Raw genomic sequence first — 26,909 nt, 5'->3', positions numbered from 1 at the left:
TTGAGAAGGGCTGTCCCTAGTACGAGAGGACCGGGACGGACGAACCTCTGGTGTGCCAGTTGTCCTGCCAAGGGCATGGCTGGTTGGCTACGTTCGGAAAGGATAACCGCTGAAAGCATCTAAGCGGGAAGCCTGCTTCGAGATGAGGGCTCCCACCAACTTGATTGGTTAAGGCTCCCAGTAGACGACTGGGTTGATAGGCCAGATATGGAAGCCCGGTAACGGGTGGAGTTGACTGGTACTAATAGGCCGAGGGCTTGTCCTCAGTTGCTCGCGTCCACTGTGTAGGTTCTGAAGTAACGACCTGTGATTGTGCCGGGTTGTCATCTTCATAGTGTTTCGGTGGTCATTGCGTTAGGGAAACGCCCGGTTACATTCCGAACCCGGAAGCTAAGCCTTTCAGCGCCGATGGTACTGCAGGGGGGACCCTGTGGGAGAGTAGGACGCCGCCGAACAATTTTTCAGCTCCGGTCCCTGAACCTCTGGTTCAGGGACCGGAGCTTTTTTGTTCTGCCCTCCGGGTGACGGGCGTAACTCGAAGTTCATCTCAGCTGACCAGGATCCGTGTCATGCGGACAGTAGGAACGCTCAAGTCAGCCGGTGTGCGTGCGGGTGATGAGGTCGTGGTGCCGGCGTATGGCAGCGCCGAGGTGGCCCGGGCCGTGGTGGAGTTGGGCGCGGTGCCGGTGTTCGCCGATGTGGACGGCGACAGCTACTGCCTCGACCCGGCCGCGGTGGCCGATGTGGTGACGAGTCAGACCGCCGCTGTCGTGGCGGTCAACCGCTTCGGGCGGCGGGCAGATGCCGGCTGGATCCGTGAAGTGGGTCAACGGCACGGCCTGCTGGTGCTGGTGGAGGACGAGCCCGGGGCGGACCCGGAGGGCGCGGACCTGCGTCGGGCGCATGCGGCCTATCTGGACGGCAGGCTCAACGGCGTCGGGACGCCGACGCCGGCGGCGGGGCACACCTACGAGCAGTATGTGGTGCGGGTGCCGGGCAATGGGCGGCCGGACCGGGACGCGTTCGCGCGGACGTTGCGGGCCAAGGGCGTGGCGTGCCGGGTGCCCGTGCTGGCTCCGGTGTACCGCATGCCGGGGCTGCGGCGGGATGTGTTTCTGCCGCAGACGGAGCGGGCGGTGGACGAGACGCTGGCGCTGCCCGTGCATGCGGGGATGTCGCGGCGGGAGCTGCACAGGATGGTCGGTGCGTGCAATGCGCTGGGCGGATTGCTGCAGCCGGCCTTTTAGCGAGTGGCCCGGGTACGGTTCGAACCTGCCGCCGAGTTGGGGTAATATCTATTCCGCTGCCGCGCCCCAATAGCTCAGTCGGCAGAGCGTCTCCATGGTAAGGAGAAGGTCTACGGTTCGATTCCGTATTGGGGCTCCAGAGGACAAGGCCCCCGCCAAATGGCGGGGGCCTTTGTCGTATGGGGACGCGGTGCCGCAATGTGCGTCAGTTTTGCGGGGATTCGATATAGGCCAGGCCGTGGGCGCCGGATATGTCGGTGCGGTCGACTTCCAGGGTGGCGAGCGGGCTCAGCGTGGTGAGGTCGACGACGGTGACGGTGCTGGAGAGATTCGCGGAGACATAGCCGAGGCGGCCGTCGGGGGAGGAGGTGACGGTGAGGGGGAGCCGGCCGACCTCGACCTCACCCAGGGGCGCGAGGGTATCGGCGGCGAAGACGGTCAGGACTCCAGGGAGTTGAGAGTCCATGGGGGCGCCGGATGCGGTGCCCGAGCGCAGTTCGCCGGCCAGCAGCAGGCCGGTCGAGGTGGCGTGGACCGGCATGACCTGGCCCTTGGTGGGGAGGGTGCGGATGATTTCGTGGGTGGCGGTGTCGATGACGTGGATGCCCGTCGGCCCGGAGGGCGGGGCGGTGAAGTCGGCCTTCGGAGCCGCCACGTAGGCATGCCGGCCGTCGGGGGCGACGGTGAGGCCTTCGCTGCCGGTGACCGGGATGCGGCCGATGCACTCATCGCGTACCAGGTCGACGACGGAGACGAAGGGCGCTTCCTTGTTGGTGGCGTAGCCGTACCGTCCGTCGGGGGTGAGGGCGAACCAGTGCGGGCCGGGGGCCATCGTGGAGATGCGGCCGAGGCGGGTGTGGGTGCGGGTGTCGAGGACCAGGACGCCGCCGGGCTCGGTGTCGGTGGCCTCCACGCTGGCGTACAGCCGGCCGCGGGCGCGGTCGAGGGCCAGGCCGTGCGGGGCGTGGTCGGGGGCGGTGTCGACGGTCTCCACGATGCTGCGGGTGTCGACGTCGATGACGGTGATCTGGTGGGACCGGCCCTGGTGGGCGTGGTAGAAGCCGGAGCGGTAGGTGCTGGCGCAGTACAGCAGCCGGTGGTCCGGGTCGTAGCAGAGCTCGTGGGGCTGCGGCGGGACCGGCAGCACCTCAAGGCGTTCATGGGTGGCGGCGTCGAAGAAGGTGACGGTCGGACCGGTCTGGCTGACGACGGCGAGCAGGTCGCCGGGCGAGCCGGCGGGTGTGGAAGTCATGGTCCGTATCGTGGGCGGCCGTTGGGGATGACTCCAGTGCAAGTCGGGCAAGGGTGCCTTGCACCGCACGCAAGGGTCCAGGTGGTGACAGGGGCAGCGGCCGGACGGCTGTGAGCCACTTCACAGGGGCCGCTGCCCCGGGGTCAGCCGGCCTGGAACTCGGGGACGCGCAGGGCGAGGATGGCCATGTCGTCGGAGGCGGGTTCGGCGGCGAAGCGTTCCACGGCGCGCAGCACCCGGGCGGCGACCGCGCCGGCGGTGAGGCCCGTACAGGTCGTCAGGACGTCGGTGAGGCCGTCGTCGCCGAGCATGCGGGTGCCCTCGCGGCGTTCGGTGACGCCGTCGGTGACGCACAGCAGGACGTCGCCGGGGTCGAGGGTGACGGTCTGTTCGTAGAGTTCCAGGTCGTCCATGACGCCGAGGAGCGGCTGGGGTTCGGCGGCCGGTTCAACCGTGCCGTCCTGGCGCAGCCGGAGCGGCAGGGGGTGGCCCGCGCAGACGACCTTGAGGACGGCGCTGCCGTCGTCCTGCGGCCACAGCTCGCCGTAAAGGAGTGTCAGAAAGCGGCTGCGGGCGCCCTCGTCGAGGATGGCGGCATTCAGCCGCTCCAGGACGGCGGGGCCGCCGAAGCCCTCGCGGGCGAGCAGCCGCAGCGCGTGCCGGGCCAGGCCGGTGACCGCGGCGGCCTCCGGGCCCGTGCCGCAGACATCGCCGATGGCGAAGCCGTACGCGCCGTCGCGGATGGGGAAGAGGTCGTAGAAGTCGCCGCCGACCTCGTTGCCCTCGCCGGCCGCGCGGTAGATGACCTCGACCTCCACGCCGGGGATGACGGGGAGTTCGGGGGGCAGCAGGCTGCGCTGGAGGGACTGGCTGATGGCCGTGCGCTCGGAGTAGAGGCGGGCGTTGTCCAGGGCGAGCGCGGCCCGGCGGGAGAGGTCCTCGGCGAGTTCCAGGATCTCCTGGCGGAAGTGCTCCTCGGTGGGCTTGCCCAGGGTGAGCATGCCGATGACGCGGTTACGGGCGACGAGGGGGAGCACGACGGTCTCGCCGCCGACGGCGGAGGCGGTGGCGAGCGTGGCGCCCGGACCGGTCGACGGGCGGGCGGAGTTGCCCAGGCCGAGGCTGCGCATCGAGGTGCGCAGTGCGGCGTCGTGGGCGGCGTCGCCGGGGGCGGTCCACACCCGCGCGCCGGGGGTGGGCACCGGCTCGGGCGGATCGACCTTCATCAGCAGGGTCTTGAGGCCGTCGATCCGGTCCTCGTCCTCGTGCAGGACATAGGAGAGTTCGGGCTCGGAGGTCGGGTCGGCGACGGTGTAGACCGCGCACCACGTGGCGAGGGTGGGGACCGTCATCTGGGCCATCAGGGCCAGGGTCTGGTCGCGGTCGAGGGTGCCGGCCAGGAGGTCGGAGGCCTCGACGAGGAAGGAGAGGGAGCCGCGGCGCAGCTTCTCCAGCTCGGTCAGCCGGGCGCGTTCGACGGCGAGGGCGATGCGGTCGGCGGCGAACTGGAGCCGCAGCGCCTCCTCGTTCGTGTAGCGGCCGGCGCCTTCCGCGGCGACGCCGAGCGAGCCGGTCAGCCGGCCCTCGACCTTCAGCGGGACGGTGACGACCGAGCGCATGCCCGTGCCGCTGAGGAGGGGGACGGCGCCGGGGACGGCGGTGAGGTCCTCGTGGACGGCGGGCATCCGGGCGGAGCCGTAGCGTCCGGATCCGGCCTCGACGGGGACGCGGGCGAACCGCTGGCGGGCGGAGGGCAGGCCCGTGGAGGCGCGGACCTCCAGTTCGGTCTCGTCGTCGGTGGCCAGGAGGAGGTAGGCGGCGTCACCGTCGAGCATGTCGCGGGCGCGCTCGACGGTGCGCTGGAGCAGGCCGTCGAGGTCGTCCGGGGCGGGGGAGCCGATGAAGACCTCGAACGGGTCGGACGGGCGTCCCTCCGCCTGGGCTGCTTGGGAGGCGGCGTCCGGGGCGGGCGTGCGCTGCGGGCTCTGAAGGATCGCGCGTTCGTGGTCGCGCACCAGGAGGCAGACCGTGGAGGCCTCGCCGTCGGCATCGCGGACGCGCAGGTGGGAGGCGTAGACGGGGACGACCCGGCCGTCGGCGCCCCTTATGCCGTAGGAGCCCTCCCAGCGGGACAGCTGGAGCGCCTCGGCGATGCCGGTGCCGGTGCCGGGGGTGTGCGGCCAGGCGGCGAAGTCGGTGAGCGGTTTGCCGATGACCTGCTCGGGGTCGTAGGCGAAGAGGTCCTGGGCGTCCTCGTTCCAGAAGCTGATGCAGCCGCCGCGGTCGATCTGGATCACGGCGACGCGGACCCGGGCGTCGGCGACCGGGAGGGCGTCCACGGGCAACGCGGGGCCCGCCGAGCGGGTGCCGGCCGGGCGCTCGGGGAGATCGAGCTGGAACCACACGTGCTTCTGGGCCGCGGTGTACTCGACGCCCCAGCGGGAGGCCAGCGCGCCGCACAGCAGCAGGCCGCGGCCGCCCTCGCGGTCGGGGTGGACGACGACCTGGCCGGCGTTCTGGAGCGGGATCTCCCGTTCGGGGTAGCGGTCGGCGACGGAGATCTTCACTCCGCCGTCGTTGCGCAGACACAGCACATCGGCGGCGGTGCCGGCGTGCACCACCGCGTTGGTGACCAGCTCACTGGTCAGGACGACGGCGTCGTCGACGATGTCGGCGCAGCCCCAGCCCTGGAGGGTGTCGCGGACGAACGCACGGGCAGTGGCGACGGAGCGCCCGACCGGCTCGAAGGTTGCGGCGGCCCGCGCGGTGATCACTGGTCTCCTCATGCGTGTGTCGGTGATCTGCTCCCCCATGGTCGCGGCGCCCCTCCGAATACCTGTTGTGCTCGCCCCACCGCCCGTGCTCCATGGCCGGGGCGGTGGACAGCCGTATGCCAGGTTACTTACCTTCGCCGCACCCAAGGATGCCGGTCACGTGTGTTTCCGCCCCAATCGTGCACCGGGACGGTGTGCGATGCTGCCGAACTGTTATGGCCTGGTTGAGCCATGGTGAAACACTGGGCAAGTATCAAGAGAAAGCCCGGGTAGAACGGTCGACCCTGCGGGAGGGACAACGTGGAGTCTGGCGCAGCGGCGCGGGGCGCAAGCACACGCGCGAAAGGCGGACGATCCCGGAACAACGGGACGACCGAGGTGGATACGGCTGCGCTGAATCGGCTGTTGGTCGCGTTGGTTGCCATGCGGGACGGGAACTTCCGCAAACGGCTCACGGTTTCCGGCGACGGTGTCATGTCGGAAATCGCGGCGGTCTTCAACGAGGTCGCGGACCGCAATCTGCATCTCACGGGCGAGCTGACGCGGGTGCGCCGGGTCGTCGGCCGTGAGGGAAAGCTCACGGAACGGCTGGAGGTCGGCGCCGCCGAGGGTTCCTGGGCCGCGGCGATCGACGCCTCGAATGCGCTGGTCGACGACCTCGTACGGCCCGTCTCCGAGGTGGGACGGGTGCTGTCGGCGGTCTCCGAGGGCGACCTGGAACAGCGGATGGATCTGCGCTCGCGCAGTTCGGACAGCTCTTCGGAGCACCCTCTGCGGGGTGAATTCCTGAAGGTCGGCCGGACCGTCAACGGGCTGGTGGACCAGCTCTCCGCCTTTACCGACGAGGTCACGAGAGTGGCCAGTGAGGTCGGTACGGAGGGCAAGCTCGGCGGCCAGGCGCGGGTGCGCGGAATGTCGGGTTCGTGGAAGGACCTCACGGAATCCGTCAACACCATGGCGTCCCGGCTGACGGCTCAGGTGCGTGACATTGCTCTCGTCACCACGGCGGTGGCCAAGGGTGATCTGTCGCGCAAGGTGACCGTCCATGTCTCCGGCGAGATGCTGGAGCTGAAGAACACCGTCAACACGATGGTCGACCAGCTCTCCTCGTTCGCCTCCGAGGTGACGCGAGTCGCGCGTGAGGTCGGTACGGAGGGTGAGCTCGGCGGACAGGCGCAGGTCCCGGGCGTCGCCGGCGTGTGGAAGGACCTGACGGATTCGGTCAATCTCATGGCCGGCAACCTCACCGCGCAGGTGCGGGGGATCGCGCAGGTCACCACCGCCGTCGCGAACGGTGATCTGTCGCAGAAGGTCACGGTCAGTGCACGCGGCGAGGTCGCGCAGCTGGCCGACACGATCAACACCATGACCGAGACGCTGCGGACCTTCGCGGACGAAGTGACGCGGGTGGCGAACGAGGTCGGCGCCGAGGGCCAGCTCGGCGGTCAGGCACAGGTGCCGGGCGCGGCCGGTACGTGGAAGGACCTCACCGATTCGGTGAACACCGCCTTCCGCAACCTGACGGCGCAGGTGCGGGACATCGCGCAGGTGACGACGGCGGTCGCCAACGGTGACCTCTCGCAGACCGTCACCGTCGATGTCGCCGGTGAAATGCTGGAGTTGAAGAACACCGTCAACACGATGGTGGGTCAGCTCTCCTCGTTCGGCGCCGAAGTGACGCGCGTTGCGCGGGAGATCGGGGTCGAGGGCGAGCTGGGCGGACAGGCGGCGGTGCCCGGTGCCGCGGGGACGTGGAAGGACCTCACGGACTCCGTGAACACCGCCTTCCGCAACCTCACCGGGCAGGTGCGCAACATCGCCCAGGTGACGACCGCGGTGGCCAACGGTGACCTCTCGCAGAAGGTGACCGTCGATGTCTCCGGCGAGATGCTCCAGCTGAAGAACACCGTGAACACCATGGTGGACCAGCTGTCCTCGTTCGCCGACCAGGTCACGCGGATGGCCAGGGACGTGGGCACGGAGGGCCGGCTGGGCGGCCAGGCCCGGGTGGACGGCGTCAGCGGCACCTGGAAGGAGCTGACCGACTCCGTCAACTTCATGGCGGGGAACCTGACTTCACAGGTGCGGCAGATCGCGCAGGTGACGACGGCGGTCGCCCGCGGTGACCTCTCCCAGAAGATCGACGTGGACGCGCGCGGCGAGATCCTGGAGCTGAAGAACACCATCAACACGATGGTCGACCAGCTCTCCGCCTTCGCCGAGCAGGTCACCCGGGTCGCCCGGGAGGTCGGTACGGACGGCAGGCTGGGCGGTCAGGCGCAGGTGCCGGGCGTCGCGGGTGTCTGGCGCGATCTGACCGACTCCGTGAACGGTATGGCCGGCAACCTCACGGCCCAGGTCCGCAATATCGCGCAGGTCGCCACGGCGGTCGCGCGCGGTGACCTGTCGCAGAAGATCGATGTGGACGCCCGGGGCGAGATCCTGGAGCTGAAGAACACCCTGAACACCATGGTCGACCAGCTCTCCTCGTTCGCGGAGCAGGTCACCCGGGTCGCCCGTGAGGTGGGCACCGAGGGCATCCTGGGCGGCCAGGCCGAGGTGCAGGGCGTCAGCGGTACGTGGAAGGACCTCACCCAGTCCGTCAACTTCATGGCGAACAACCTCACCTCGCAGGTGCGCAACATCGCCGAGGTGACCACCGCGGTGGCCCGCGGTGACCTGTCCAAGAAGATCACCGTCGACGCCAAGGGCGAGATCCTCGAACTGGTCACGACCGTCAACACGATGGTCGACCAGCTGTCGTCGTTCGCCGAGCAGGTGACCCGGGTGGCCCGCGAGGTGGGCACCGAGGGCCAGTTGGGCGGTCAGGCGCGGGTGCCGGGTGCCACCGGCATCTGGCTGGACCTCAGCGACAACGTGAACCTGATGGCCAACAACCTGACCATCCAGGTGCGCAACATCTCCCAGGTCTCGGCGGCGGTCGCCAACGGCGACCTCACGAAGAAGGTCACGGTCGAGGCGCGCGGCGAGGTCGCGCAGCTCGCCGACACGGTCAACACGATGGTCACGACGCTGTCGTCGTTCGCCGACGAGGTCACGCGAGTGGCCCGTGAGGTGGGCACCGACGGCATTCTGGGCGGTCAGGCCCGCGTCCCCGGCGTCGCCGGTACGTGGAAGGACCTCACCGAGTCCGTGAACTCGATGGCCAACAACCTCACCGGCCAGGTCCGCAACATCGCCATGGTCACCACCGCCATCGCCAAGGGCGATCTGACCAAGAAGATCGACATCGATGCGCGGGGCGAGATCCTCGCGCTGAAGACCACCATCAACACCATGGTCGACCAGCTGTCGTCCTTCGCGGAGCAGGTCACCAGAGTGGCCCGCGAGGTGGGGACGGAAGGCCAGCTGGGCGGTCAGGCGCAGGTGCGCGGCGTGGCCGGCACCTGGCGGGACCTGACCGAATCGGTGAACGAGATGGCGGGCAACCTGACCCGTCAGGTGCGCGCCATCGCCGCGGTCGCCGCGGCGGTCACCCTCGGCGATCACAACGTCCGCATCGACGTGGACGCGGCCGGCGAGATCCTGGAGCTCCAGGACAACGTCAACACCATGATCTCCACGCTCCGCGAGACCACCCTCGCCAACGAGGAACAGGACTGGCTCAAGGGCAACCTCGCCCGGATCTCCGGTCTGATGCAGGGCCGGCGCGACCTCAAGGACGTCGCCACGCTCATCATGAGCGAGCTGTCGCCCGCGGTCTCCGCCCAGCACGGCGCGTTCTTCCTCGCCGCGCAGCCCGACAGCCAGGAGATCGGCGCGGACGGCGGCGAGGCCGGAGCGTACGAGCTGCGGCTGATGGGCTCGTACGGCTACGCCATGGGCGGGATGCCGACGACCTTCCGGCCGGGCGAGACGCTGATCGGCACGGCCGCGGAGGAGGGGCGCACGATCCTGGTGGAGAACGTCCCGTCCGGCTATCTCAAGATCGCCTCCGGGCTGGGTGAGGCACCGCCGGCGAATGTGATCGTGCTGCCGGTGCTGTTCGAGGACAAGGTGCTCGGGGTGATCGAGCTGGCGTCCTTCCAGCCGTTCACCCAGATCCAGAAGGACTTCCTCAGCCAGATCGCCGAGATGATCGCGACCAGCGTCAACACCATCTCGGTGAACACCAAGACCGAGGTGCTGCTCAAGCAGTCGCAGGAGCTGACCGAGCAGCTCAAGGAGCGGTCGGGTGAGCTGGAGAGCCGGCAGAAGGCGCTGGAGCTGTCCAACACCGAGCTGGAGGAGAAGGCCGAGCAGCTGCGCGCGCAGAACCGCGACATCGAGGTGAAGAACACCGAGATCGAGGAGGCGCGGCAGGTCCTGGAGGAGCGCGCCGAGCAGCTCGCGGTCTCGATGCGCTACAAGTCGGAGTTCCTGGCGAACATGTCGCACGAACTGCGCACGCCGCTCAACTCCCTGCTGATTCTGGCCAAGTTGCTGGCCGATAACGCCGAGGGGAATCTCTCCCCGAAGCAGGTCGAATTCGCCGAAACCATCCATGGCGCCGGTTCCGACCTGCTCCAGCTGATCAACGACATTCTCGACCTGTCCAAGGTCGAGGCCGGCAAGATGGACGTCAGCCCGACGCGGATCGCGCTGGTCCAGCTCGTCGACTACGTGGAGGCCACGTTCCGGCCGCTGACCGCGGAGAAGGGACTCGACTTCTCCGTACGGGTCTCCCCGGAGCTCCCCGCGACGCTGCACACCGACGAGCAGCGGCTGCTCCAGGTGCTGCGCAATCTGTTGTCCAACGCGGTGAAGTTCACCGACAGCGGCGCCGTCGAGCTGGTGATCCGGCCGGCCGGCGCGGATGTCCCGGTGGCCATCCGGGAGCAGCTGCTGGAGCACGGTTCGCTGCGCGACCCGGACGCGGACATGATCGCCTTCTCGGTGACCGACACCGGGATCGGCATCGCCTCCAGCAAGATGCGGGTCATCTTCGAGGCGTTCAAGCAGGCGGACGGCACGACCAGCCGCAAGTACGGCGGCACCGGCCTGGGTCTGTCCATCAGCCGGGAGATCGCCCGGCTGCTGGGCGGCGAGATCCATGCCGCGAGTGAGCCGAACCGTGGCTCCACGTTCACCCTCTACCTGCCGCACAACCCGGGCGGGCTGCCGCCGCAGGGCTACCCGCGACTGGTGGCCGGCGGGATCGCGATGGACGCGGAGGCGCGCGAGACGGAGGTCGGGCAGCAGGAGGCCGAGGAGCAGCAGGAGCACGAGCAGGGCTCCAGCCTCAACCGGCGCCGCCGCCGGGCGATTCAGGGGACCCCGCGGCGCTTCGAGCTCTCCGGGCGGCAGCCGTCCCCGGCGCCGCAGCAGGCGCCACCGGCACCGCCGCAGCCGGCTCCCCAGCAGCCCGCGGAGGAGCCCTGGCTCGGCAACGGCCAGGATCTGGTGGACCCGGCCTTCGAGGGCGGCTTCCACGGTGAGAAGGTGCTGATCGTGGATGACGACATCCGCAACGTCTTCGCCCTCACCAGCGTCCTGGAGCAGCACGGGCTGTCGGTGCTCTACGCGGAGAACGGGCGTGAGGGTATCGAGGTCCTGGAGCAGCACGACGACATCGTGCTGGTCCTGATGGACATCATGATGCCGGAGATGGACGGCTATGCGACCACGGCGGCGATCCGCCGGATGCCGCAGTTCGCCGGACTGCCCATCATCGCGCTGACCGCGAAGGCGATGAAGGGCGACCGGGAGAAGAGCATCGACTCCGGAGCCTCCGACTACGTGACCAAGCCGGTGGATACCGATCATCTGTTGTCGGTCATGGAGCAATGGATGCGGGCGGAGTGACGGAGCGTCCAGTATGGAGGGGAAAGGGGATCATCGCGTGCTGACTCAGTGTTGCCGCGGACGTGTGGAAGCGTGGGATTCGGGGAACCTTCTGGTCCCTGTCTGCGTTTCTGCAACGTGCACAGTGACATCGCGGTGACAGGGTGTGGCGACAGGCGGGGTGCAGCTACCATGACCGGCACAAGGACGGGCGGCGTGACGGAGTCGTCCCCTGGGGCGGCGTCCGGTTCGATGCCGGGGCGAGGAGGACGGGCCATGGTGCAGAAGGCCAAGATCCTCCTGGTCGATGACCGGCCGGAGAATCTGCTGGCGCTGGAGGCGATCCTCTCCGCGCTCGATCAGACACTGGTGCGGGCATCGTCCGGGGAGGAAGCGCTCAAAGCACTGCTCACGGACGATTTCGCGGTGATTCTGCTCGATGTGCAGATGCCGGGGATGGACGGTTTCGAGACCGCCGCGCACATCAAGCGGCGCGAGCGGACCCGCGACATCCCGATCATCTTCCTCACGGCCATCAACCACGGCCCGCATCACACCTTCCGCGGGTACGCGGCCGGCGCGGTGGACTACATCTCCAAGCCGTTCGACCCGTGGGTGCTGCGCGCCAAGGTCTCGGTGTTCGTCGAGCTCTACATGAAGAACTGCCAACTGCGGGAGCAGGCCTCCCTGCTGAGGCTTCAGCTGGAGGGCGGCCGGCCGAGCGCCGACGAGGCGCGGGAGTCCGCGGGGCTGCTCGCCGAGCTCTCCGCGCGGCTGGCCGCGGTCGAGGAGCAGGCCGAGGCGCTGTCCAAGCAGCTGGACGAGACGGCGGACGCGGCGGCGGTCGCCACCGCGGCGCATCTGGAGCGCAAACTGACCGGACTGCGCAGGGCGCTGGACGCCCTGGAGCCGGGGTCGGGAAGCGTCGCGGGGTGACTGACGCCCCTTCATGAGACGGGCGCGCGACACGTTCGGGTGAAGCGCCGTGCGCTCGTGTCATGCCTGCGTTCGCCTGTAATCTCGTCGCCATGGCCTCACGTACGTCCGGCAAGGGAACCCAGAGCACGGCGGGCCCCTCGAAGCAGCGCGCCGGACGGACCGCGGGCGGCGCCGCCAAGAAGACCGCCGCGAAGAAAGCACCCGCGAAGCCGCCGGCCAAGAAGGCGGCGGCCGCGAAGAAGGCACCGGCCAAGAGGGCCGCCGCGAAGAAGGCCGCTCCGAAACCGGCGCCGTCGCCCACCGGCGGCATCTACCGTCTCGCCCGCGCCTGCTGGCTGGGGCTCGCGCACGCGATCGGGGCGATGTTCCGCGGGGTGGGCCGCGGCGCGAAGAACCTCGATCCGGCGCACCGCAAGGACGGGCTGGCGCTGCTGCTGCTCGGGCTGTCGCTGGTGATCGCGGCCGGCACCTGGTCGAACCTCAGCGGCCCGGTCGGCGACCTCGTCGAGCTGCTGGTGACCGGCGCGTTCGGCCGGCTCGATCTGGTCGTACCGATACTGCTGGGCGGCATCGCCGTACGCCTCATCCGGCACCCCGAGCAGCCGGAGGCCAACGGCCGGATCGTGATCGGGCTGTCCGCGCTGGTGGTCGGCGTCCTCGGGCAGGTCGCGATGGCCTGTGGCTCGCCGGGCCGGGACAACGGGCTGGCCGCCATACAGGACGCGGGCGGCTATCTCGGGTGGGTCGCGTCCAAGCCGCTGATCTTCACCGTCGGACAGACCCTGGCGGTGGCGCTGCTGGCGCTGCTGACCCTCTTCGGGCTGCTGGTGGTCACCGCGACGCCGGTGAACGCCATCCCGCAGCGGCTGCGGGCGCTCGGCATCAAGCTGGGCGTGGTGCATCCCGAGGTGGACCACGACGAGGTCGAGGACTACGCGGAGGAATGGCGCGAGCAGCCCGCCCGCAAGCCGCGCCGCAGCGCCGCCGCACCGGCCGCGCACGACCCGGACGCGATAGAGGAAGCGGCGCTGGCCAAGCGGCGCCGGCCGCGGCGGGCCTCCGCCCAGTCCGATCCGGCCCGGCCGATGGACGCGGTGGACGTCGCCGCCGCGGCCGCCGCCGCGCTGGACGGCGCGGTGCTGCACGGAGTCCAGCCGTCACCGCTCGTCGCCGGCCTCAGCAGCAGCATCTCCGGGGAGCGCCGGGGCCGCGACGGCGAGGACACCGCGGGGGAGAGCGGCACGGTGCCGCCGGCCCGCGGCGCGGAGCCGGAGCCGTCCACGAACGAGCGCACCCCGGCCGTGCCGGACTTCACCAAGGCGCCGCCCGAGCCCTCGGGCGAGCTGCCGGCCCGCGCCGAGCAGCTCCAGCTGTCCGGTGACATCACCTACTCGCTGCCCTCGCTGGACCTGCTCTCCCGGGGCGGGCCCGGCAAGACCCGCAGCGCCGCGAACGACGCCATAGTGACCGCGCTGACCACGGTCTTCCAGGAGTTCAAGGTCGATGCCGCGGTCACCGGCTTCACCCGGGGTCCGACGGTCACCCGCTACGAGGTCGAGCTCGGTCCGGCCGTCAAGGTCGAGAAGATCACCGCCCTGGCCAAGAACATCGCCTACGCGGTGGCCAGCCCCGATGTCCGCATCATCAGCCCGATCCCCGGCAAGTCCGCGGTCGGCATCGAGATCCCCAACACCGACCGCGAGATGGTCAACCTCGGCGATGTGCTGCGGCTGGCGGATGCCGCGGGCGATGAGCATCCGATGCTGGTGGCGCTCGGCAAGGACGTCGAGGGCGGCTACGTCATGGCCAATATGGCGAAGATGCCGCACATCCTGGTGGCCGGTGCCACCGGCTCCGGTAAGTCCTCCTGCATCAACTGTCTGATCACCTCGGTGATGGTGCGGGCCACGCCGGAGGACGTCCGGATGGTGCTGGTCGACCCCAAGCGCGTCGAGCTGACCGCGTACGAGGGCATCCCGCATCTGATCACGCCGATCATCACCAACCCCAAGCGCGCCGCCGAGGCGCTCCAGTGGGTGGTGCGCGAGATGGACCTGCGCTACGACGATCTCGCGGCCTACGGCTTCCGGCACATCGACGACTTCAACGAGGCGGTGCGCAGCGGCAAGGTCAGCTCACCCGAGGGCAGCGAGCGCGAGCTGGCGCCGTACCCGTACCTGCTGGTCATCGTGGACGAGCTGGCGGACCTGATGATGGTCGCGCCGCGGGACGTGGAGGACTCGATCGTCCGCATCACCCAGCTCGCCCGCGCGGCGGGCATCCACCTGGTGCTCGCCACCCAGCGCCCGTCCGTCGATGTGGTCACCGGCCTGATCAAGGCCAATGTGCCCTCCCGGCTCGCGTTCGCCACCTCCTCGCTCGCCGACAGCCGGGTCATCCTCGACCAGCCGGGCGCCGAGAAGCTGATCGGCAAGGGCGACGGGCTGTTCCTGCCGATGGGTGCCAACAAGCCGGTGCGCATGCAGGGCGCGTTCGTGACCGAGGAGGAGGTCGCGGCCGTCGTCCAGCACTGCAAGGACCAGATGGCGCCCGTCTTCCGCGATGACGTCACCGTCGGCACGGCGAAGAAGAAGGAGATCGACGAGGACATCGGCGATGACCTCGATCTGCTGTGTCAGGCCGCTGAGCTGGTGGTTTCCACTCAGTTCGGGTCGACGTCGATGCTCCAGCGCAAGCTGCGGGTGGGCTTCGCCAAGGCCGGCCGGCTGATGGACCTGATGGAGTCGCGGAACATCGTCGGGCCGAGCGAGGGTTCCAAGGCTCGTGACGTTCTTGTGAAGCCTGATGAACTGGACGGAGTGCTGGCGGTGATCCGGGGGGAGGCTACCGAGTAGCACTGACATCCGGGTCACTCGTAGGGAAGAAGAAAGCAACCGTTTCTGCTGCCGCGACGTCAAGTTGAGGGAGATGAGGGAACGATGCCGCACCATCCAGCCCGAGGGCACCGCCGACGGCGTTCCGATGGCGTACAAAGTCCGCTCTCCCGCTTGCCCGACCCTTTCGCTCCACCCCTAGACTGAACTTCCAGCAGGTGGCTACACGCTCGAAAGGCGCCCCCGTGTCCATCGGCAACTCCCCCGAAGCAGACCGGCCTTCCGTCGGTGCTGCCCTCCAGAAGGCCCGTATCGGAGCGGGACTGACCGTCGAAGAGGTCAGTACGACGACACGGGTGCGCATCCCTCTCGTGCACGCGATCGAGCAGGACGATTTCTCCCGCTGTGGCGGCGACGTCTACGCCCGGGGGCACATCCGGGCGCTCGCCCGTGCCGTATCCCTCGATCCCCGACCCCTGATCGACCAGTTCGACGCCGAGCACGGCGGCCGGCCCGCGCCGACCCCCGCCGCGCCGCTCTTCGAAGCCGAACGGATCCGCTCCGAGCCGCGCCGCCCCAATTGGACCGCGGCGATGGTCGCGGCGATCGTCGCCGTGGTCGGATTCGCGGGCTTCACGCTCTTCACGGGCGGCGACAAGAGCAACGGCGGCCCGGTCGCGGCCGGTGACGCCCATGCGAAGGCGCCGGCTCCCACCCGCCATCCCTCCACGATCAAGCCGCCTATCAAGCCCGACCCCGAGCCCTCCGACAGCGCCGTCGCCGGACTGCCGAAGGACAAGGTCACGATCAAGGTGACCGCCCGCGACGGCCAGAGCTGGATCTCCGCCAAGGACGCCAACGGCAAGCTCCTGGAGGACGGTCTGCTCAAGCAGGGCGAGTCCAAGACGATCACCGACAAGAAGCGGATCGACCTGGTCCTCGGTAACGCCGGAGCCGTGCAGCTGTACGTCAACGGCAAGGAGGTCAAGCAGGTCGGCGAGAAGGGCACCGTCGAGCGGCTCAGCTACACGCCAGGGGACCCCCAGGCGGGCTGAGTGCCCTTGTCAGGAGGCGTCCGCCGCCCGGCCCCGGGCCCCGGGACCGGCGGCGGAGACCTGCTCGCCAAGGGGGTGGCCGGGACAAAGTAGGCTGAGCCCTATGCCCGAACGCCGTACCGTCGCCCTTGTCACTCTTGGCTGCGCCCGTAACGAGGTGGACTCGGAGGAGCTCGCAGGCCGCCTGGCAGCGGACGGCTGGGAGCTCGTCGAGGAAGCCGCCGATGCCGATGTCGCCGTCGTCAACACCTGTGGTTTCGTCGAGGCCGCCAAGAAGGACTCCGTCGATGCCCTGCTGGAAGCAAACGATCTGAAGGATCACGGCAGAACCCAGGCCGTGGTGGCCGTCGGCTGCATGGCCGAGCGCTACGGCAAGGAGCTCGCCGAGGCGCTGCCCGAGGCGGACGGGGTGCTCGGCTTTGACGACTACAGCGATATCTCCGGCCGGCTCCAGACCATCCTGAGCGGCGGCATCCACGCCTCCCACACCCCGCGCGACCGCCGCAAGCTGCTGCCGATCAGCCCGGCCGAGCGCCAGGGCTCCGCCGCGGTCGCCCTGCCCGGCCACGCCCAGTTGGGTGCCGACGAGCCGGCCGCCCCGCCCGAGGACCTGCCGGAGGGCATCGCGCCGGCCTCCGGACCGCGGGCCCCGCTGCGCCGCCGGCTCGGCACCAGCCCGGTGGCCTCGGTGAAGCTGGCCTCCGGCTGCGACCGGCGCTGCTCCTTCTGCGCCATCCCGTCCTTCCGCGGCTCCTTCATCTCCCGTCGGCCCTCCGATGTGCTGGGGGAGACGCGCTGGCTGGCCGGAGAGGGCGTCAAGGAGATCATGCTGGTCTCCGAGAACAACACGTCCTACGGCAAGGACCTCGGCGACATCCGCCTGCTGGAGACGCTGCTGCCGGAGCTGGCGGCCGTCGACGGCATCGAGCGGATCCGGGTCAGCTATCTCCAGCCAGCGGAGCTGCGGCCCGGCCTGATCGACGTGCTGACCGGCACCGACAAGGTCGCGCCCTACTTCGATCTGTCCTTCCAGCACTCGGCGCCCGGTGTGCTGCGGGCGATGCGCCGCTTCGGCGGCACCGACAGCTTCCTGGAGCTGCTGGAGACGATCCGCACCAAGGCGCCGCAGGCCGGAGCCCGCTCCAACTTCATCGTCGGCTTCCCCGGCGAGAGCGAGAGCGATCTGGCGGAGCTGGAGCGTTTCATCACCGAGGCCCGGCTCGATGCCATCGGCGTCTTCGGCTACTCCGACGAGGACGGCACCGAGGCCGCCTCGTACGAGGACAAGGTCGACCCGGACGTGGTCGCCGAGCGGCTGGCGCGGGTCTCGCGGCTGGCGGAGGAGCTGACCGCGCAGCGCGCCGAGGAGCGGATCGGCGAGACGGTGCGGGTGCTGGTCGACCGGACCGACGACGAGGACGGTGTCGTCGGGCGGGCCGCGCACCAGGCCCCGGAGACCGATGGCGTCACCCTGCTGTCGACCGACCGGGAACTGGAGCCCGGTCGTATGGTCGAAGCAAAGGTGGTGGCGAGCGAGGGCGTGGACCTCGTCGCGGAGGTGCTGTCGGTGGAGGGCACGGGGTGTACCGAGGAGGCGGGCAGATGACCGGAGTCCCGGCATCCGCAGCTGGCGGCCCGCGCACGGCGCCGGTCGTCCGGCAGGCCGGGCTGTGGAACATCGCCAATGTCCTGACGATGCTGCGGCTGGTGCTGGTCCCGGCCTTCGTGCTGCTGCTGATGCATGGCGACGGCACCGATCCCGTCTGGCGCGTCTTCGCCTGGGCCGCCTTCGCCGTCGCCATGATCACCGATGTCTTTGACGGGCATCTGGCGCGTGCGTACAACCTGGTCACCGACTTCGGCAAGATCGCCGACCCGATCGCGGACAAGGCGATCATGGGTGCAGCCCTGGTCTGTCTGTCGGTGCTGGGCGATCTGTCGTGGTGGGTGACCGGCGTGATCCTCTTCCGGGAGCTCGGCATCACGCTGATGCGGTTCTGGGTGATCAAACACGGCGTCATTCCGGCCAGTCGTGGCGGCAAAATCAAGACATTGGCGCAGGGCACCGCGGTCGGGATGTACGTCCTGGTGCTGACCGGTCCGCTGGCCACGTTCCGCTGGTGGGTGATGGCGGTGGCGGTGGCACTGACCGTCGTCACCGGACTTGACTACGTCCGGCAGGCCGTGGTGTTGCGCCGGGCCGGGCTGGCCCGGGAGCGGGCCGTGCGCGCCGAGCGGGACGCGGCCCGGTGAGCGGGCCGGGTTCTGCCGCCGCCGGGGCGCTGGAGGTGCTCGCCGGGCGGGGACAGAGCCTGGCCGTGGCCGAATCGCTGACCGGCGGCCTGGTGGCGGGCGCGCTGACCGCGGTCCCGGGGGCCTCGCGGGTGATCCGGGGCTCGGTCACCGCGTATGCGACCGAGGTCAAGCGGGAGGTGCTGGGCGTGGACGGCGCCCTGCTGGCCGCGCGCGGTGCCGTGGACGGAGAGGTCGCCCGGCAGATGGCGAGCGGTGCGCGGCGGGTGCTGGGCGCCGACTGGGGTCTGGCCACCACGGGTGTGGCCGGTCCCGATCCGCAGGACGGGCATCCGGTGGGCACCGTTTTCGTGGCGGTGCAGGGACCGGACGGTGCCGGAGCGGTGCGCCGCCTGTCGCTGGCGGGGGACCGTGACCGGATCCGCCAGGACACCATTCGCGCCGTGCTCGCACTGTTGTTGAGCGAACTGACAGAAAATACGCGGGCACAGGATACGGAACAACACGGGGGGAATGGATGTTTGCAGCCCTGAGTGAACACGTACTTGCGCCCGGCACTGGTACCGCCCGAGGCGGTACGGTGGGGCGAGAAGGATCCGGATCCGAGGTCCGAGGAGGGAGCCAGCGATGATTCTGCTTCGTCGCCTGCTGGGTGACGTGCTGCGCCGACAGCGTCAGCGCCAGGGCCGAACCCTGCGCGAGGTCTCTTCCTCCGCCCGGGTATCGCTCGGCTATTTGTCCGAGGTGGAGAGGGGGCAGAAGGAGGCTTCCTCCGAGCTGCTCTCGTCGATCTGTGACGCGCTGGATGTGCGGATGTCCGAGCTCATGCGGGAGGTCAGCGATGAGCTGGCGCTCGCCGAGCTGGCAGCGTCCGCGGCCGCGAGCGACCCGGTGCCCGCACCGGTACGGCCCAAGCTCAATTCGGTGTCCGTCACGTCCCTGGCCGGTGTGCCGGAGGACCGCGTGACCATCAAGTCCCCGGCAGACGTCGTGGATGTCGTCGCGGCCTGACACCCCTGTTCGTACGCATCGAAGCCCTGGTAGGCGCAGCCTGCCGGGGCTTTGTGCTGCCCGTACGGGGGCGGGTGTGCGTGGTGAATCCGGGCCTGGCGGGGGCGCTCGGCCGGACCGTCCGGGCAGCTCGGAACGGGCGATTCATTTATACGATGGCTAAACCGGATAAATCGCCCGAACAGGAGTATCTGGATGTCTGTCGTCAAGAGCACACTGTCCGACGGGGACCGCGGCATCGTCGGCAACGCCCTTCAAGGAGCCCTCGTCGACCTGGTGGATCTCTCCCTCGTCGCGAAGCAGGTGCACTGGAACGTCATCGGGCCGCGCTTCCGCTCCGTACATCTCCAGCTCGACGAGGTGGTCGCCAGCGGACGGCAGCACGCCGACACGGTGGCCGAGCGGGCGGCGGCGATCGGGGTGTCCCCTGACGGGCGGGCGGTCACCGTCGCCAAGACCAGCGGCATCGGCGAGATCAAGGACGGCTGGATCAAGGACGGCGATGTGGTGCGGGCGATGGTGGAGGCGCTGAGCGCGGTCATCGGCCGGATGCGCGAGCGGATCCTCGCCACCGCGGAGGCGGACCCGGTCAGCCAGGACATCCTCATCGGGCTGACCGCGGACCTGGAGAAGCACCACTGGATGTTCCAGGCCGAGGCCCAGTGACGGACGGCGGCGTGTGCTGAGGCCCCGGGCTCTCGGGTGTGCCTGACGGGGCCGGCGGCGTCGAGGGCTGTTCCGGGGCTTGCGGGACCGGCTGCGCGCCGGAAAAGCCCCGGTGCGCCCTCCCGTCGGGCGGCGGGACCCGTCTAGCGTCGGCCGGAGGAGGCAGCCATGGGGTGGCGTGAGGCCCGCGGACCGGCCGGACGGCGTTCGGGTGCCGTGCCGGGGCGCCGGATATCCGCGGCCGTAGTCCTCTCCGGGGTCGTCGCCGGGGGGCTGTGGTGGTGGGCCGCGGTCCGGCTGGTGGTGTGGCCGCAGTCGGCGGGGGTGGTCGAGGGTGCTGTGCTGGTGGGCGGCTGGGGGCTGAGTCTGCTGCCGGTGCACTGCGTACCGCGGGAGAACCGCAAGGACGGCCTCTGCCATCGCGCCCTGGCGCGGGCGGCCCGGCGGGTCCGGGAGCGCCGGGGGGCGCTCACCAGGGCATGGCGACGCCGCCGTTCGGGCGGAGGACCTGGCCGGTCATGAAGGCCGAGGCGTCCGACGCCAGGTGCAGCACGGTGTGGGCGACGTCTTCCGGCTCTCCCACCCTCCCCAGCGGCGACATCCGGATCATCGGTCCCTCCGCCTGCTGCTGCGCCTTTGCGGTGTGGCGGTCGGTCATCGCCGTACGGATCCAGCCCGGGGCGACGGCGTTGACGCGGATGCCGTGCCGGCCGACCTCGGTGGCCAGGGTCTTGGTGAGCTGGACGACGGCGGCCTTGGCGGCGCCGTAGGAGAGCAGGCCGGGGGCGCCGGTGTCGATCGCGCCGGAAGCCATGTTCACAAGGGAGCCCCGGGTGGCGGTGGCGATCATGGCGCGGGCGGCCTCCTGGCAGCCGTACAGCACGCCTTTGAAGTTGGTGTTCCAGACCCGGTCCAGATCCGCGTCCTCGGTCTCCAGGACGGGGGCGGAGTGCATGACTCCGGCGATATTCGCCATCACGTCGAGTCGGCCGGTGGAGCTGCGGGCGGCGTCGACGACGGCGGCGACCTGCTCGCGCCGGGTGACATCGAGCCGATGGGCGTGCGCGGAGCCCGCTGCCGCGGTGATGGCCGCGGCGGTCGCCTGTGCGCCCTGTTCGTCGAGGTCGGCGCAGTGGACGGTGGCTCCGGCGTCGGCGAGGAGGGTGGCGGTGGCGCGGCCGATGCCGCTCGCCGCGCCCGTGACGAGCGCGGTGCGGCCCGTGAGGTCGTACGCCGTGAGAGGCATGGGACGAGGGTAGGGAGAGATCTGACGGGGCGTCAATTGGGGTGCGGAGGTCCTTCGGGTCGGCCGGCGGGGCGGGTGCCCCGTGGGTCCGGCTGGCAGGTGGGGCACCAGTAGGTGACGCGTTCCTCGGCGGTGGGGTCCTGGTCGGCGGTGCGGATCCCGGTGCCGCAGCGCAGGCAGGGGCGGCCGGCCCGGCCGTAGACCCACAGCCGTCGGTCGGGGCGGGCACTGGGCGTGGTGATACGGGCGGGGCGTCGCTTGTTGGCTTCGAGAAGCTTCTTGGCGAGCGTGGGCACGCGTTCCGGCCGGGGGAGTGCCCCCATGGGGAGCCAGGGCGAGGCGTGCAGCAGGAAGCACAGCTCGCATTTGTAGACATTGCCGATGCCGGCGAGATTGCGCTGGTCGAGCAGTGCCTCGCCGAGGGGGCGCTCCGGGGTGGCGAGCAGGCGGCGCAGGGCCTCGGCGGGGTCCCAGCCCGGGCCGAGGAGATCGGGCCCCAGATGACCGACGACCCGGGACTCCTCGGCAGTGCGCAGCAGATCGAGCACGGGGAGGCGGTAGCCGACGGCGGTGTGGTCCGCGGTGCCGAGGACCGCCCTGATCTGGTGCGCGGGGCCGCCGCGCCAGCGCTCGGCCGGGGCGTAGATCTGCCATGCGCCGTCCATCCGCAGATGGGAGTGGAGGGTCAGACCGCCCTCGAAGCGGGTGAGGAGGTGCTTGCCGCGGGGGAGGACGTCCAGCACTCCGCGGCCGGTCAGATCCACCGTCGCCAGCCGGGGCACGCGCAGATCGCAGCGGGTCAGCGGGCCGCCGGTCAGCGCATCGCGGAGCCGCTGGGCCAAGCGCCAGACGGTGTCACCTTCGGGCATGCCACCATCATGCCGGGAGCCGGGAGCCGGGAGCCGGGAGCCGGGAGCCGGGAGCCGGGAGCCGGGAGCCGGGAGCCGGGAGCCTTCGGCCCGCGGGGCGGGCGCCGAGCGGGGCGCCGCTGTGGTCATCCGCGCAGGCGCAGGCCCCGGGGGGTGGGGTGGAAGCCGGCGGTCTCCAGGGTGACGGCATACGGGGAGGTGAGGGCCGCGGTGCTGTTGATGCGTTCGGTGGTGATGGTGCCCAGGGCGCCGGCGCGGGCGGCATCCGTGAGGGCCTCGACGGCGAGCTGGAGACGGGGGTCCGTGGCGGGCCGGTCCGGTGTGTGGCCGAGCGGCCAGATGAGCAGGGTCTTGCCGCCGCGCTCCATGTAGAGCGTCAGCTCGCCGTCGACGAGGACCACCAGGGAGCCCGCCTTGCGGCCGGGTTTGTGGGTCGAGCCCTCGGGCGGCTCGGGCCAGGACAGCGCGGCGCCGTAGGCGTTGGCGGGGTCGGCGGCGGCCAGGACCACGGCGCGCTGCGGCCCGCCGCGCCGGGACTGCGCCGGGCCGCTCTCCGGCAGCGCGGCATCGGCGGTGCGCTCCCGCTGGGTGCTGACCGCGCGCAGCCGGTCCACCGCCCCGTCCATCGCGAACTGGGCCGCGCCCAGACCCTCCACCACATAGCCGCGACGGGCCTGGCCGGACTCCTCGAAGGCGGCGAGTACGCGGTACGCGGCGGAGAACCCGCCCTCGACCCCTTCGGCGGCGACCGCGCCACGGGTGACGACGCCGTGCCGGTCCAGGAGCGCACGGGCCAGGGCATGGGCGCGGTGGGTGGGGTCCGGCTCGGTGGTGGGCAGGAGCGACCAGCGGCCACCCACGGTCGGCGGGCCGGAGCGGGAGGCGGTGGGCCGGCCGCCGCGGCCCGCGGCCGCGGTCAGCGAGCCGTACCGGCCCCGGGGGACGGCGCGGCGGGCGCGATGGGCGGTCGAGCCGGCCGTACGGCCCGAGCCGAGGAGGGCGCGCAGCGGGGCGAGGGTGTCATTGGTCAGCCGGCCCGACCAGGCCAGGTCCCACAGTGCGTCGGCCAGCTGCGGATCGGTGGCGTCGGGGTGGGTGGTGGCGCGGACCTGGTCGGCGAGCTGGCGGAAGAACAGCCCGTAACCGGGGGCGAGGGCGGTCAGCAACGACTCGTGCAGCGCGGTCAGTTCCAGCGGGAGCGGCGGCGGGAGCAGCAGCGGGGCGGAGTCGGCGAGATGCAGGGAGAGCCAGCCGTCCTTGCCGGGGAGCGCACCGGCGCCGGCCCACAACACCTCGCCGGTGGCGGTGAGTTCGTCCAGCAGGGCGGGGGTGTAGCCGCCGACGCGGGACGGCAGCACCAGCTTTTCCAGGGCGGAGGCGGGCACCGGGGCGCCCTGGAGCTGCTCGATGGCGCGCACCAGGCCGTCGATGCCGCGCAGGCTGTGCGAGGCGCCGCCGAGGGGCGCGGACACACCGCCGGCCGGTGCCGGGCGCGGTGCGCCGACGTGCTGCCACTGGGGGAGGAAGGCGGCGAGCGCGGCGGGCGGCACCGGCTCCAGCTCCTCGCGCAGCGCGGCGAGGGAGCGGCGGCGCAGCCTGCGCAGCACCTGGGCGTCACACCACTCCTGGCCGATACCCGCGGGATGGAACTCGCCCTGGACCACCCGGCCGGCGGCGGCGAGACGCTGGAGCGCCCCGTCGGTGACGGCCGTGCCGAGGCCGAAGCGGGCGGCGGCCTGCTCGGAGGTGAACGGGCCGTGGGTGCGGGCGTAGCGGGACAGCAGATCGCCGAGCGGGTCCTTGACCGGTTCGGTGAACGACTCCGGGACACCGACCGGCAGCGCCGTGCCCAGCGCGTCACGGAGCCGGCCGGCGTCCTCGACGGCGGCCCAGTGGTCGGCGCCGGCGATGCGTACGGAGAGGGCCCGGCGGGCGGCGGCCAGCTCCCGGGGCCACGCCGGGTCCGCACCGCGCTCGGCCAGCTCGGCATCGGTCAGCGGCCCCAGCAGCCGCAGGACGTCGGCGACGCCCTCGACGTCCTTGACCCGCCGGTCGTCCGTACGCCACTGGAGCTCGCGCTCCAGCTCGGCCAGCACCTCGGCGTCCAGCAGCTCGCGCAGCTCCGCCTGGCCGAGCAGCTCGGCGAGCAGCCGGGAGTCCAGGGAGAGGGCGGCGGCGCGGCGCTCGGCGAGCGGGGAGTCGCCCTCGTACAGGAACTGGGCGACATAGCCGAACAGCAGCGACCGGGCGAACGGGGACGGCTCGGGGGTGGTCACCTCCACCAGGCGCACCCGGCGGGCCTCGATGTCCCCCATCAGCTCCGCCAGGCCCGGGACATCGAAGACGTCCTGGAGACATTCGCGGACGGCTTCCAGCACGATCGGGAAGGAGCCGAACTCGCTCGCCACCTGGAGGAGTTGGGCGGCCCGCTGGCGCTGCTGCCACAGCGGGGTGCGCTTGCCGGGACTGCGCCGCGGCAGCAGGAGGGCACGGGCGGCGCATTCCCGGAACCGGGAGGCGAACAGCGCGGAGCCGCCGACCTGGTCCGTGACGAGCTGGTCCACCTCGCCCTGGTCGAAGGCGACATCGGCGGCCCCCACGGGGGACTGCTCGGGGTCGTACTCCGCGCCGTGGCCGGGCGGGCCGGCGGACGGGTCGAAACCGCCGTCGCCGTCGAGGAGGTCGAGGCCCATCAGATCGGCGTCGGGGAGCCGCAGCACGATGCCGTCGTCGGCATGCATCACCTGGGCGTCCATGCCGTGGCGCTCGGCGAGGCGGGCGCCGAGGGCCAGCGCCCAGGGGGCGTGGACCTGCGCGCCGAACGGGGAGTGGATGACCACCCGCCAGTCGCCGAGCTCGTCGCGGAACCGCTCCACGACGATCGTGCGGTCATCGGGGACATGGCCGCAGGCCTGCTTCTGCTCGGCGAGGTAGCTCAGCACATTGGACACCGCCCAGTCGTCCAGCCCGGCGGCGGACAGCCGGGCCCCGGCGTCCTCCGGTGCGAGCGAGCCGATCTCGCGGAGGAACGCGCCGAGCGCGCGGCCCAGTTCCAGGGGGCGGCCCAGCTGGTCGCCCTTCCAGAAGGGCAGCCGCCCCGGCACCCCGGGGGCGGGAGTGACCAGCACCCGGTCGCGGGTGATGTCCTCGATGCGCCAGGACGTCGTGCCGAGTGTGAAGACATCGCCGACGCGGGACTCGTAGACCATCTCCTCGTCGAGTTCGCCCACCCGTCTCCCACCACCGCCCTTGCCGGAGTCGCCGCCCGCCAGGAACACCCCGAACAGGCCGCGGTCGGGGATCGTGCCACCGGAGGTGACGGCCAGCCGCTGGGCCCCGGGGCGGCCCGTGACGGTGTGGGCGACGCGGTCCCACACCAGGCGCGGCCGCAGCTCGGCGAAGGCATCGGAGGGATAGCGGCCGGCGAGCATGTCCAGCACGGCCGTGAACGCCGACTCGGGTAGCGCGGCGAACGGGGCGGCACGCCGGACCAGGGCCAGCAGCTCCTCGACGTCCCAGGTGTCCATCGCGGCCATGGCGACGAGCTGCTGGGCGAGCACGTCCAGCGGATTGGCCGGCACCCGCAGCGCCTCGATGGCGCCGGAGCGCATCCGCTCGGTGACCACGGCGGCCTGCACCAGATCGCCGCGGTACTTGGGGAACACGATGCCCGTCGAGACCGCGCCGACCTGATGACCGGCCCGCCCGACGCGCTGGAGCCCGGAAGCGACCGAAGGCGGCGACTCCACCTGGACGACCAGATCGACCGCGCCCATGTCGATGCCCAGCTCCAGACTGGAGGTGGCGACCACGGCCGGCAGCCGGCCCGCCTTCAAGTCCTCCTCCACCTGGGCGCGTTGCTCCTTGGACACCGAACCGTGGTGGGCACGGGCCAGCAGCGCCGGTGCGCCCTTGGCGGCCCCGGCCTCGGCCATCAGCTCCGCGGGGGAGTGGTGTTCCGGGAGGGCCTCGCCCGTGGCCCGCTCGTAGGCGATCTCGTTGAGACGGTTGCACAGCCGCTCCGCCAGACGGCGGGAGTTGGCGAAGACGATCGTGGAGCGATGGGCCTGGACGAGATCGGCGATCTTCTCCTCGACCTGCGGCCAGATGGACGGCTTCTCACCGGTGTCGCCCTCCTGGACGGGCGAGCCGCCCAGCTCGCCCATGTCCTCCACCGGGACGACCACCGAGAGGTCGAAGCGCTTCCCGGACGGCGGCTGGACGATCTCCACCCGGCGCCGCGGCGACAGATAGCGGGCCACCTCCTCCACCGGGCGGACCGTCGCCGACAGTCCGATCCGTCGCGCCGGGCGGGCCAGGAGCTCGTCCAGCCGCTCCAGGGACAGCGCCAGATGTGCCCCGCGCTTCGTGCCGGCCACGGCATGGACCTCGTCCAGGATCACCGTCTCGACGCCCGCCAGCGCCTCCCGGGCCGAGGACGTCAGCATCAGGAACAGCGACTCGGGGGTCGTGATGAGGATGTCCGGCGGGCGGTTGGCGATCGACCGGCGCTCGGCGGGCGGGGTGTCCCCGGAGCGGATGCCGACCGTGATGTCCGGCTCCGGCAGCCCGAGGCGGACCGACTCCTGGCGGATGCCCGTCAGCGGACTGCGCAGGTTGCGCTCGACATCGACGGCCAGTGCCTTCAGCGGGGAGACGTACAAGACCCGGCAGCGTTTCTTCGGCTCGGCGGGCGGCGGTGTGCTCGCCAGCGCGTCCAGGGACGCGAGGAAGGCGGCCAGCGTCTTGCCCGAGCCCGTCGGCGCCACCACGAGGACGTCGGAGCCCGCGCCGATCGCCCGCCAGGCGCCCTCCTGCGCGGCCGTGGGCGCGCTGAAGGCCCCGGCGAACCAACCGCGGGTCGCGGGGGAGAACGTCTCGAACGCTGCCTCGGCCATGTCCCCCATCGTGCACCGGACCACTGACAACGCGGACCCGCGCACCGCGCCCACCGCCGCCGACCGGGCCTTTTCCGGCCG

16 protein-coding genes, 1 tRNA gene and 2 rRNA genes are annotated in these 26,909 nt (G+C 71.0%); 14 read left to right on the top strand and 5 right to left on the bottom strand.

The features are described 5' to 3' along the window. The 4 genes from TU31_RS29370 to TU31_RS29355 all read left to right on the top strand — a co-directional run. A 23S ribosomal RNA gene (locus tag TU31_RS29370) occupies window positions 1-265 on the top strand; the annotation flags it as partial. A 73-nt stretch (window positions 266-338) separates the two neighbouring features. Then, window positions 339-455: ribosomal RNA gene (gene rrf / locus TU31_RS29365) — 5S ribosomal RNA — on the top strand. 114 nt (window positions 456-569) lie between these two features. Continuing rightward, window positions 570-1,247: a DegT/DnrJ/EryC1/StrS family aminotransferase gene (locus tag TU31_RS29360; protein WP_042159932.1), complete on the top strand. Its 678-nt coding sequence runs from the start codon at window positions 570-572 to the stop codon at window positions 1,245-1,247. A gap of 63 nt (window positions 1,248-1,310) precedes the next feature. Next, window positions 1,311-1,386: transfer RNA gene (locus TU31_RS29355), tRNA-Thr, on the top strand. Window positions 1,387-1,452: 66 nt separating this feature from the next. Here the strand turns inward: TU31_RS29355 and TU31_RS29350 are convergent. Then, the gene (locus TU31_RS29350; protein WP_042159931.1) at window positions 1,453-2,499 is read right to left on the bottom strand and encodes a YncE family protein; all 1,047 of its coding nucleotides are present in this window, start codon (window positions 2,497-2,499) and stop codon (window positions 1,453-1,455) included. Between the two features lie 143 nt (window positions 2,500-2,642). Further along, complete coding sequence (locus TU31_RS29345) at window positions 2,643-5,312, bottom strand: SpoIIE family protein phosphatase (protein ID WP_042159930.1); 2,670 nt, start codon at window positions 5,310-5,312, stop codon at window positions 2,643-2,645. Between the two features lie 261 nt (window positions 5,313-5,573). Between TU31_RS29345 and TU31_RS29340 the strand changes: the two genes are divergently transcribed. The 10 genes from TU31_RS29340 to TU31_RS37370 all read left to right on the top strand — a co-directional run bounded on the left by TU31_RS29340 (window position 5,574) and on the right by TU31_RS37370 (window position 20,337). After that, the gene (locus TU31_RS29340; protein ID WP_078886040.1) at window positions 5,574-11,078 is read left to right on the top strand and encodes a HAMP domain-containing protein; all 5,505 of its coding nucleotides are present in this window, start codon (window positions 5,574-5,576) and stop codon (window positions 11,076-11,078) included. Window positions 11,079-11,333: 255 nt separating this feature from the next. Next, window positions 11,334-11,993, top strand: a complete 660-nt coding sequence (locus tag TU31_RS29335; protein WP_042159926.1) for a response regulator — start codon at window positions 11,334-11,336, stop codon at window positions 11,991-11,993. A 92-nt stretch (window positions 11,994-12,085) separates the two neighbouring features. Then, window positions 12,086-14,851 (top strand): DNA translocase FtsK, encoded by a 2,766-nt coding sequence (locus TU31_RS29330; protein ID WP_245698850.1) that lies wholly within the window; start codon window positions 12,086-12,088, stop codon window positions 14,849-14,851. Window positions 14,852-15,075: 224 nt separating this feature from the next. After that, entirely contained in the window at window positions 15,076-15,885 is an 810-nt protein-coding gene (locus TU31_RS29325) for a helix-turn-helix domain-containing protein (RefSeq protein WP_042159922.1), read from the top strand. A gap of 103 nt (window positions 15,886-15,988) precedes the next feature. Next, window positions 15,989-17,491, top strand: coding sequence for a 30S ribosomal protein S12 methylthiotransferase RimO (gene rimO / locus TU31_RS29320; protein ID WP_042159920.1), 1,503 nt, complete (start codon window positions 15,989-15,991; stop codon window positions 17,489-17,491). Further along, entirely contained in the window at window positions 17,488-18,138 is a 651-nt protein-coding gene (pgsA, locus tag TU31_RS29315; RefSeq protein WP_042159918.1) for a CDP-diacylglycerol--glycerol-3-phosphate 3-phosphatidyltransferase, read from the top strand. Before rimO ends, pgsA begins: the two co-directional genes overlap by 4 nt. Beyond that, complete coding sequence (locus TU31_RS29310; RefSeq protein ID WP_042159917.1) at window positions 18,135-18,671, top strand: CinA family protein; 537 nt, start codon at window positions 18,135-18,137, stop codon at window positions 18,669-18,671. The genes pgsA and TU31_RS29310 overlap by 4 nt, the downstream gene beginning before the upstream one ends. Window positions 18,672-18,765: 94 nt before the next feature. Then, a complete protein-coding gene (locus tag TU31_RS29305) occupies window positions 18,766-19,149 on the top strand; it encodes a helix-turn-helix domain-containing protein (RefSeq protein WP_018092941.1) in 384 nt (127 codons plus the stop codon). A 195-nt stretch (window positions 19,150-19,344) separates the two neighbouring features. Beyond that, complete coding sequence (locus tag TU31_RS29300) at window positions 19,345-19,815, top strand: Dps family protein (protein WP_042159914.1); 471 nt, start codon at window positions 19,345-19,347, stop codon at window positions 19,813-19,815. A 168-nt stretch (window positions 19,816-19,983) separates the two neighbouring features. Beyond that, window positions 19,984-20,337, top strand: a complete 354-nt coding sequence (locus TU31_RS37370) for a hypothetical protein (protein ID WP_181018682.1) — start codon at window positions 19,984-19,986, stop codon at window positions 20,335-20,337. On the opposite strand, the gene TU31_RS29295 is transcribed toward TU31_RS37370, so the two are convergent. The 3 genes from TU31_RS29295 to TU31_RS29285 form a co-directional block, all read right to left on the bottom strand. After that, entirely contained in the window at window positions 20,285-21,061 is a 777-nt protein-coding gene (locus TU31_RS29295) for an SDR family NAD(P)-dependent oxidoreductase (protein ID WP_042159912.1), read from the bottom strand. The genes TU31_RS37370 and TU31_RS29295 overlap by 53 nt on opposite strands. Window positions 21,062-21,093: 32 nt before the next feature. Then, the gene (locus TU31_RS29290; RefSeq protein ID WP_042159910.1) at window positions 21,094-21,930 is read right to left on the bottom strand and encodes an Fpg/Nei family DNA glycosylase; all 837 of its coding nucleotides are present in this window, start codon (window positions 21,928-21,930) and stop codon (window positions 21,094-21,096) included. A gap of 125 nt (window positions 21,931-22,055) precedes the next feature. Further along, entirely contained in the window at window positions 22,056-26,828 is a 4,773-nt protein-coding gene (locus TU31_RS29285; protein ID WP_042159907.1) for an Lhr family helicase, read from the bottom strand. Window positions 26,829-26,909: the final 81 nt, after the last annotated feature.

The organism is Streptomyces lydicamycinicus, assembly GCF_000829715.2.
Classification (GTDB): Bacteria; Actinomycetota; Actinomycetes; order Streptomycetales; family Streptomycetaceae; genus Streptomyces; species Streptomyces lydicamycinicus.
This window is presented reverse-complemented; position numbering and strand designations above follow the sequence as displayed.